Raw genomic sequence first — 7,743 nt, forward strand, 5'->3', positions numbered from 1 at the left:
AAATACTGCTTTTTTCATTCTTTTTATCTAATAAAATATTGTCATGCCGAACTTGTTTCGGCACCTCACAAGCATGGTCGACTACATGGCGGCGACCTGTCCTGTGAGATCCTGAAACAAGTTCAGGACGACGCTTTCAAGGATAGTCTTAATTCTGCCCTACGCCATGGCAGTTTTTGTATTTTTTACCGCTACCGCAAGGGCAAGGGTCGTTACGGCCTATTTTGTTTTCAACCCTTACCGGGGTGATCTTTTGCGGCTCCTGAGGAAAATCGTCCATAGGTACGCCGTTGCTCTCGCTTACTACTTCGGCCTTGGTGGTTTTCATTTTTCGCAGATCAAGCTTTGGTTCGGGCTTTGCTTCCCTTACCTCTTCGGCCTGCTGCTGAACCGGAATGCCACCGCGGAACAGGAAGCTTACAATTTCCTTGTTCACATTGGCCAACATGCCTCTGAACAGTTCAAACGCTTCAAACTTGTAAACCAATAACGGGTCCTTTTGTTCGTAAACCGCGTTTTGTACCGATTGTTTTAACTCGTCCATTTCGCGCAGGTGCTCTTTCCAGGCATCATCGATCAGGTACAGGGTAACGTTTTTCTCAAACGATTTGAATACCTCATGACCGTGGTTTTCAACCGCTTTTTTAAGCGGAACAGCTACCTGGATACCGTGGATACCATCGCTGAAAGGAACAACAATGTTTTCAACGTACTGACCGCGGGTCTCATAAACATCTTTAATAACCGGATAAGCCTGCTGGGCTATAGCTTCCTGTTTGCGTTTATAAAAATCCATTACGGTTTGGAAGGTCAGATCGGTTAATGCCGGAATTGTTTTTGCAGTAAATTCATCGGCGCTAAGCTCAATATCAACCGAAAACAAACGGATCACTTCTAAGGTAAAACCTTCGTAGTTGGCACTTTCTTTATATTCGGTAACAATGTCCTCAACCACATCAAAAATGGTGTTGCTCAGGTCAACATCCAAACGCTCGCCAAACAGGGCGTTTTTACGTTTAGTGTAGATCACAGTACGCTGTGAGTTCATCACGTCGTCATACTCCAATAAACGTTTACGGATACCGAAGTTGTTTTCTTCCACTTTCTTTTGTGCACGCTCTATTGATTTAGAGATCATAGAGTGCTGGATCACTTCGCCCTCTTCGATACCCATACGTACCATCAGGCTTGAGATACGCTCTGATCCGAATAAACGCATCAGGTTATCCTCTAACGATACAAAGAACTGTGAAGAACCCGGGTCACCCTGACGACCAGAACGACCGCGTAACTGCCTGTCAACACGGCGCGATTCGTGGCGCTCGGTGCCTACGATGGCTAAACCGCCGGCGTCTTTAACGCCAGGGCCTAATTTAATATCCGTACCACGACCAGCCATGTTGGTAGCAATGGTCACTGTGCCTGCTTTACCGGCTTCAGCCACAATATCGGCCTCTTTCTGGTGCATTTTGGCGTTCAGTACGTTGTGTTTGATGCCGCGCAGCTTCAGCATACGGCTCAATAATTCAGAGATCTCAACCGATGTTGTACCTACCAGTACTGGTCTGCCAGCCTGGGTAAGGTTAACAATCTCTTCGGCTACTGCGTTGTATTTTTCACGTACGGTACGATAAACCAAATCCTGGCGGTCATCACGTATAATACCAGAGTTGGTTGGAATTTCAACCACATCCAGTTTGTATATTTCCCATAACTCACCCGCTTCAGTAACCGCAGTACCGGTCATACCACAAAGCTTGTGATACATCCTGAAGTAGTTTTGCAGGGTGATGGTAGCAAAAGTTTGGGTTGCATCCTCAACCTTTACGTTCTCTTTAGCCTCGATTGCCTGGTGTAAACCATCAGAGTAACGGCGGCCATCCAATACACGACCGGTTTGTTCGTCAACGATTTTTACTTTGCCTTCGTCAAGGATATATTCTGTATCTTTTTCAAAAAGGGTATAAGCTTTAAGCAACTGGTTAACCGAGTGGATCCGTTCAGATTTGATGGAGAAATCACGCATCAACTCATCTTTGTGAGCGATCTTTTCCTCAGTACTTAAAGCCGATTTTTCAATTTCAGCAATTTCGGTACCAACGTCTGGCATCACAAAGAAATGAGGGTCTTCACCAGAAGCGGTGATCAACTCAATACCTTTTTCAGAAAGTTCAACCTGGTTGTTTTTTTCGTCAATAACGAAGAATAACTCAGAGTCAACCTTTGGCATTTCCTTGCCCTGATCCTGCATATAGTGGTTTTCCACTTTTTGCAGAATGGTACGGTTACCTCCTTCGCTCAAAAATTTAATTAAAGCCTTGCTTTTTGGCAAACCGCGGAAAGCACGTAACAAAGCTAAACCACCACCATCAACATCGGCATCGCCTGCATTGATGGCTTTTTTAGCATCGTTCAATACACTGTTAACATAGTTTTTCTGCGCGTTCACCAAGCGCTCAATGCGTGGTTTCAACTCATAAAACTCATGCTCATCACCACGTGGGATAGGGCCAGATATAATTAAAGGTGTACGGGCATCGTCAACCAAAACCGAGTCAACCTCATCCACCATGGCATAATGCAGTTTGCGTTGTACCAGCTCTTCAGGGCTGCGTGTCATATTGTCACGCAGGTAATCAAAGCCAAATTCGTTGTTGGTACCAAAAGTAATATCAGCTAAATAAGCAGCACGGCGCTGCTCAGAGTTTGGCTCATGTTTGTCGATACAATCAACAGATAAACCGTGGAACTCATACAGCGGGCCCATCCACTCACTATCCCTGCGGGCCAGGTAATCATTCACTGTAACGATGTGAACACCTTGTCCGGCAAGGGCATTAAGGTATGCAGGCAGCGTGGCTACCAGCGTTTTACCTTCACCCGTTGCCATTTCTGATATTTTACCCTGGTGCAATACGGTACCGCCTATCAGCTGTACATCATAGTGAACCATGTTCCAGGTAACTTCATTACCGGCGGCAATCCAGGTACTGCTATGAAAAGCTTTATCGCCTTTAATAGTAACGTTAGGCTTACGGGCCGCAAGCTCACGGTCAAACTCAGAGGCAGTAACTTCTATTGATTTATTGGCAGAGAGACGGCTTGCTGTTTCTTTAACTACAGCAAATGCCTCCGGCAATATATTCATCAATATATCTTCAAGCTCTTTGTTGCGGTCTTTTTCAAGCTTATCAAGCTGAGTATAAAGCTCAACTTTTTCGGCTACATCCATATCAAGCTCGTTTTCTGTACGATCTTTAATGGCTTGTATCTCACTATCGATGCCTGAGAGGCCTTCGGCAATGGTTTCTTTAAAATATATGGTCTTAGCCCTAAGCTCATCATTACTCAGGGAGCCAAGTTTTGCATATTCAGCCTTAATTTTCTCAACTATAGGCTGTATACTTTTTACATCCCGTTCTGATTTGCTTCCGAAAAGCTTACTGATAAAATTTAACATATTATTTTATTATGATACAACCCGGTTCAACAATTGCGCCATAGCGACCGATAGAGCCAAATTGACAGGCAAATGTAAGATTTTGCGCCGAAAGCCGAAAGGATAAAGGCTTAAAGCGCCGCGCGGGATGTAAGATTGACATTGTGGTGTTTGTATTTGTTATCGAATTGTCTGAACTCGAATTAAACAAATTAAAGATTTTTTGGAATTTGCTTGGCATTCTGTTAATTCATTAAATTCTATAAACTCAGGTTCAGGTACTCCCCCGTTGTCGTGTCCTCACGACAACATCCATTCACTCAGTTGCCGTAAGGACACGGCAACTGAGTGAAAATTTCATTTATCATCATTACTTTTATCGTCGTCCTTTTCGTCATTATATCCTTCTTCATCGTCAAAATCATCGAAATCGCCCGTGTCCTCATCATCCTCGTTAAATTCGCCGAAAAAGCGATCTTCATCAAACATCAATTCTTCCAGCTTTTCCTGTTCGGGCGTACTGGTATCAAAGCGGATGGCCCAGTTATCGGGGATATCGTAGGTTTTATCAAACCCCCTGATCCATTCTACAAAAACCAGGCGAAACTCCTCCACCTTTTCCCGCATCAACTGTACGTAGTCTTCCTCATTGATTTTTACCATTGATGCAAAAGACACCGCGTTGAACATATCCTGTACGGCCAGTTTAATAAGCACAGCATTCTGCATCCTCAGTGAATACAGGCTACCACCTTCGGCGCCGGCTATTTTTGCCTGGATAAGAGCGGCATTACTGCACATCTGTATGGCCAGATGTTCCTTCATGCTGTCTTCTTTTAATGATTCGGCAATTACATCTACCAGGTCAAATAATTCCTGCGATTTTTGGTATACCGGGAGCTTTTCAAACTTTTCGAGTCTACGGGCCATGGGGTAAATTTACTACTTATAACACAAGTAGCCTCATATATAGTATTAAAGCCTTGTTAAAAAAACTATCTTTGCCGCATGAACATCCTGATTCTTGGTTCGGGCGGAAGGGAAAGTGCCTTCGCCTGGAAAGTAGCCCAAAGCCCCAAATGCGAAAAACTTTTTATCGCTCCCGGCAATGCCGGTACCACCCAGTACGGTACAAACGTAAATATTAAGGTTAACGATTTTGAAGGCATTAAAGCGCTTGTTTTAAATGAGAATATTAACCTTGTATTGGTTGGACCTGAAGAGCCGTTGGTTAAAGGCGTTCATGACTTTTTTCTGGCCGATGAGCAGTTAAAAAATATCCCGGTTGTTGGTCCGCAGCAAGAAGGCGCACAGCTGGAAGGCAGTAAAGATTTCTCCAAGCAGTTTATGGAGAAACATAATATCCCAACCGCTGCCTATAAAACTTTCACTAAAGATACTTTACAGGATGGCCTGACTTATTTAGCTACCGCCGGTTTACCCGTGGTGTTGAAAGCCGACGGACTTGCCGCCGGTAAAGGCGTACTGATCTGCCTTACTTTAGAGGAAGCACAAACCGAGCTTACCGCTATGCTGGCCGATGCCAAATTTGGCGAAGCAAGTTCACGCGTGGTTGTTGAACAGTTTTTAACAGGCATTGAGCTATCGGTTTTTGTGATGACCGATGGTAACAGCTATAAAATTTTACCCGAAGCAAAAGACTACAAACGCATAGGTGAAGGCGATACAGGTTTAAATACCGGTGGTATGGGGTCCATCTCTCCCGTTCCCTTTGCAGACGCCGCTTATATGAAAAAGGTAGAGGAGCGCGTGATCATTCCTACTGTTGAAGGTTTGAAAAAAGACGGCATACCTTATAAAGGCTTCATTTTTATAGGCCTGATGAACAGCGATGGCGAACCATGGGTTATTGAATATAACTGCCGCATGGGCGATCCGGAAACGGAAAGCGTAATGCGCCGCATTGATTCAGATTTTGTTGATCTGCTGTTGGGCGTCGCCGAAGGAAACCTGAACGAAAAAGAGATCATCATCAGCCCTAAAACAGCTGCCACGGTTGTCATGGTTGCAGGCGGTTACCCCGGCGAATACCTCAAAAATAAAGTGATCACCGGCACCGAAAACGTGCGCGACTCGATCGTGTTCCATGCAGGTACCTCAATGGATGGCGAGGATGTGATCACTACGGGCGGGCGTGTACTGGCTATTACCACTGTACAGGATGATATGTTTAGTGCCCTGCAACAGGCTACCGCCGATGCAAGCCGGATCTATTATGATGGCATGTATTTTAGGAAAGATATAGGATTTGACTTACTTTAGTCATTGGGGCATTAAGTCATTTTTGCTTATCGCTTGAAAACTCATGCCCCCTCAGGGTCTTTCGCAGATTTAAGTTTACCCACAAAATCTAAATGCGCATTAAACAGGATCCAGAAATCAAGTTTACGAATAGGAGACTCCGCTGGAGTCGACTATTTCTTTAAATTATCTATAAACTGGAGGCCTCTCTGAGACCAAATGACAGACATGGAATACTGATTATAGTATAAAGCATTACCGGCCGCAGCGAGGCCACGTGTTTATAGCTCTAAAAAAGCATTTTTTGGCTCCGTAGGTGCCTCTTATTGAAATTTTAGATTGATAAATTTTGTGGGTAAACTTAAAATCTGCGAAAGACCCTGATGGGACAGTTTTTTTAATGACGTTTAATTTCTATTCACCTCCCTACACCCTCTTCCCATTAAAAGTAATATTATACAGATCGGTGCGCCTGTCTTTGATATTTTGCACGCTGCCATATTCATGCAACTCATCCAGCAATGACAGATCAACATCGGCAATAACGATCATCTCAGTATTAGGTGTGGCTTCCGATTGAATGCCATTGGTAGGGAAACCAAAATCCGAAGGTGTAAACACCGCCGACTGTGCATAGCTAATACCCATATTATTCACATTAGGAAGATTGCCCACACAGCCTGCAATGGCTACGTAACATTCATTTTCTACCGCACGGGCCTGGGCACAAAACTTAACCCGATTGTAGCCATTTTGGGTGTCGGTGAGGAAGGGCACAAACAGGATCTGCATATCCTGACCGGCCAGGATGCGTGATAATTCAGGAAACTCCACATCATAACAGATCAGGATGCCTACTTTGCCGCAATCGGTATCAAATACTTTAACCTCATCGCCGCCACGCATACCCCATGAGCTGATCTCTGCCGGGGTTGGGTGAATTTTATACACTTCCTCCATACTGCCATTACGCCTGAACAGGTAGGAAACGTTATACAACGATTCCTCAAAAATATAAGGCATACTGCCCGCAATGATATTCACATTGTAGGACACCGCCAGTTTTGAAAACTCTTCGATAATTGGCTGGGTGTATTTGGCCAGTTCGCGCATGGCCTTGGCCGAATCCATGTGGTTGTAATCGGCCATAAGCGGTGTATTGAACAGCTCGGGGAACAGGATAAAATCGGCCTGGTAATCGCTCACAGCATCAACAAAATATTCGGCGTGCTTCATGAGCTCGCTGATGTTGCTGTATGACCGCATCTGCCATTGCACCAGGCCAATGCGTACCACCGTTTTGTGGTTAATGGCATCACTTACCTCTTCGTAGTACACGTTATTCCATTCAATAAGTGTGGCAAAACCCTTGGAGCGACTATCCTCAGGCAGATAGTTCCTCAACACCTTACGCACGTGAAAATCGTTGGATAGCTGAAAGGAAAGTGTAGGATCGTAGATCTCCTTGTATTTCACTTTATCAATATACTGGCGGGGCGTAAGCTCATTCTGAAATTTCTGATAATTAGGGATACGGCCGCCGGCGATGATGCTTTTCAGGTTCAGCTTTTCGCAAAGGGCTTTTCGGGCATCGTAAAGCCTGCGTGCCAGGCGTAATCCACGGTATTTGGGGTGGATAAACACATCGATACCGTAAAGTACATCGCCCTTATCATTATGGGTTTTAAAGGTACTGTCACCGGTTATCTGCTTGTAGGTGTGGTTATCGCCAAACTTCTGATAGTCGACAATAATAGCCAGCGCACAGCCTACAACCATGTCGTTAACGGTGATACAGATCTGTCCTTCGGGGAATATTTTGATGAGCTTGCGGATAGAATTGGCATCCCAATAGTCCTCATCCATATCCATATAGGCCGATTTCATTGATTTTTTAAGCTCCTGGTAGTCCTGTACCTCCAGGTTACGCATTTCAATACTTTGCAGATCCATATATCATTTGTTGTATCAGTTTTTTAGGCTGGGCGGCGTTTACTCACCCCGACATCGCTGCGCTCGTCACCCCTCTCTGTTTCGCAAAG

The 7,743-nt window shown here is 44.7% G+C and carries 4 protein-coding genes; 1 reads left to right on the forward strand and 3 read right to left on the reverse strand.

All coding sequences use genetic code 11. The annotated features are described in order from the left end of the window. Positions 1 to 148: 148 nt before the first annotated feature. Both secA and VF500_RS05180 read right to left on the reverse strand, forming a co-directional pair. On the reverse strand, positions 149 to 3,460 hold the full coding sequence (gene secA, locus VF500_RS05175) for a preprotein translocase subunit SecA (RefSeq protein WP_330858651.1): 3,312 nt from the start codon (positions 3,458 to 3,460) through the stop codon (positions 149 to 151). Positions 3,461 to 3,796: 336 nt separating this feature from the next. Further along, the gene (locus VF500_RS05180) at positions 3,797 to 4,369 is read right to left on the reverse strand and encodes a hypothetical protein (RefSeq protein WP_330858652.1); all 573 of its coding nucleotides are present in this window, start codon (positions 4,367 to 4,369) and stop codon (positions 3,797 to 3,799) included. A gap of 78 nt (positions 4,370 to 4,447) precedes the next feature. Between VF500_RS05180 and purD the strand changes: the two genes are divergently transcribed. Beyond that, complete coding sequence (purD, locus tag VF500_RS05185) at positions 4,448 to 5,722, forward strand: phosphoribosylamine--glycine ligase (protein WP_330858653.1); 1,275 nt, start codon at positions 4,448 to 4,450, stop codon at positions 5,720 to 5,722. A gap of 405 nt (positions 5,723 to 6,127) precedes the next feature. On the opposite strand, the gene VF500_RS05190 is transcribed toward purD, so the two are convergent. After that, positions 6,128 to 7,654, reverse strand: coding sequence for a bifunctional GNAT family N-acetyltransferase/carbon-nitrogen hydrolase family protein (locus VF500_RS05190; RefSeq protein WP_330858654.1), 1,527 nt, complete (start codon positions 7,652 to 7,654; stop codon positions 6,128 to 6,130). Positions 7,655 to 7,743 lie beyond the last annotated feature (89 nt).

The sequence above is a fragment of the Mucilaginibacter sp. genome (genome assembly GCF_036383575.1).
In the GTDB taxonomy this organism is placed as follows: domain Bacteria; phylum Bacteroidota; class Bacteroidia; order Sphingobacteriales; family Sphingobacteriaceae; genus Mucilaginibacter.

Bases quoted from the DNA above. Each gene is read 5' to 3' on its own strand.
- VF500_RS05190 (WP_330858654.1), bottom strand. From the start codon at position 7,654: ATGGATCTGCAAAGTATTGAAATGCGTAACCTGGAGGTACAGGACTAC.
- VF500_RS05180 (WP_330858652.1), bottom strand. From the start codon at position 4,369: ATGGCCCGTAGACTCGAAAAGTTTGAAAAGCTCCCGGTATACCAAAAA.
- purD (WP_330858653.1), top strand. From the start codon at position 4,448: ATGAACATCCTGATTCTTGGTTCGGGCGGAAGGGAAAGTGCCTTCGCC.
- secA (WP_330858651.1), bottom strand. From the start codon at position 3,460: ATGTTAAATTTTATCAGTAAGCTTTTCGGAAGCAAATCAGAACGGGAT.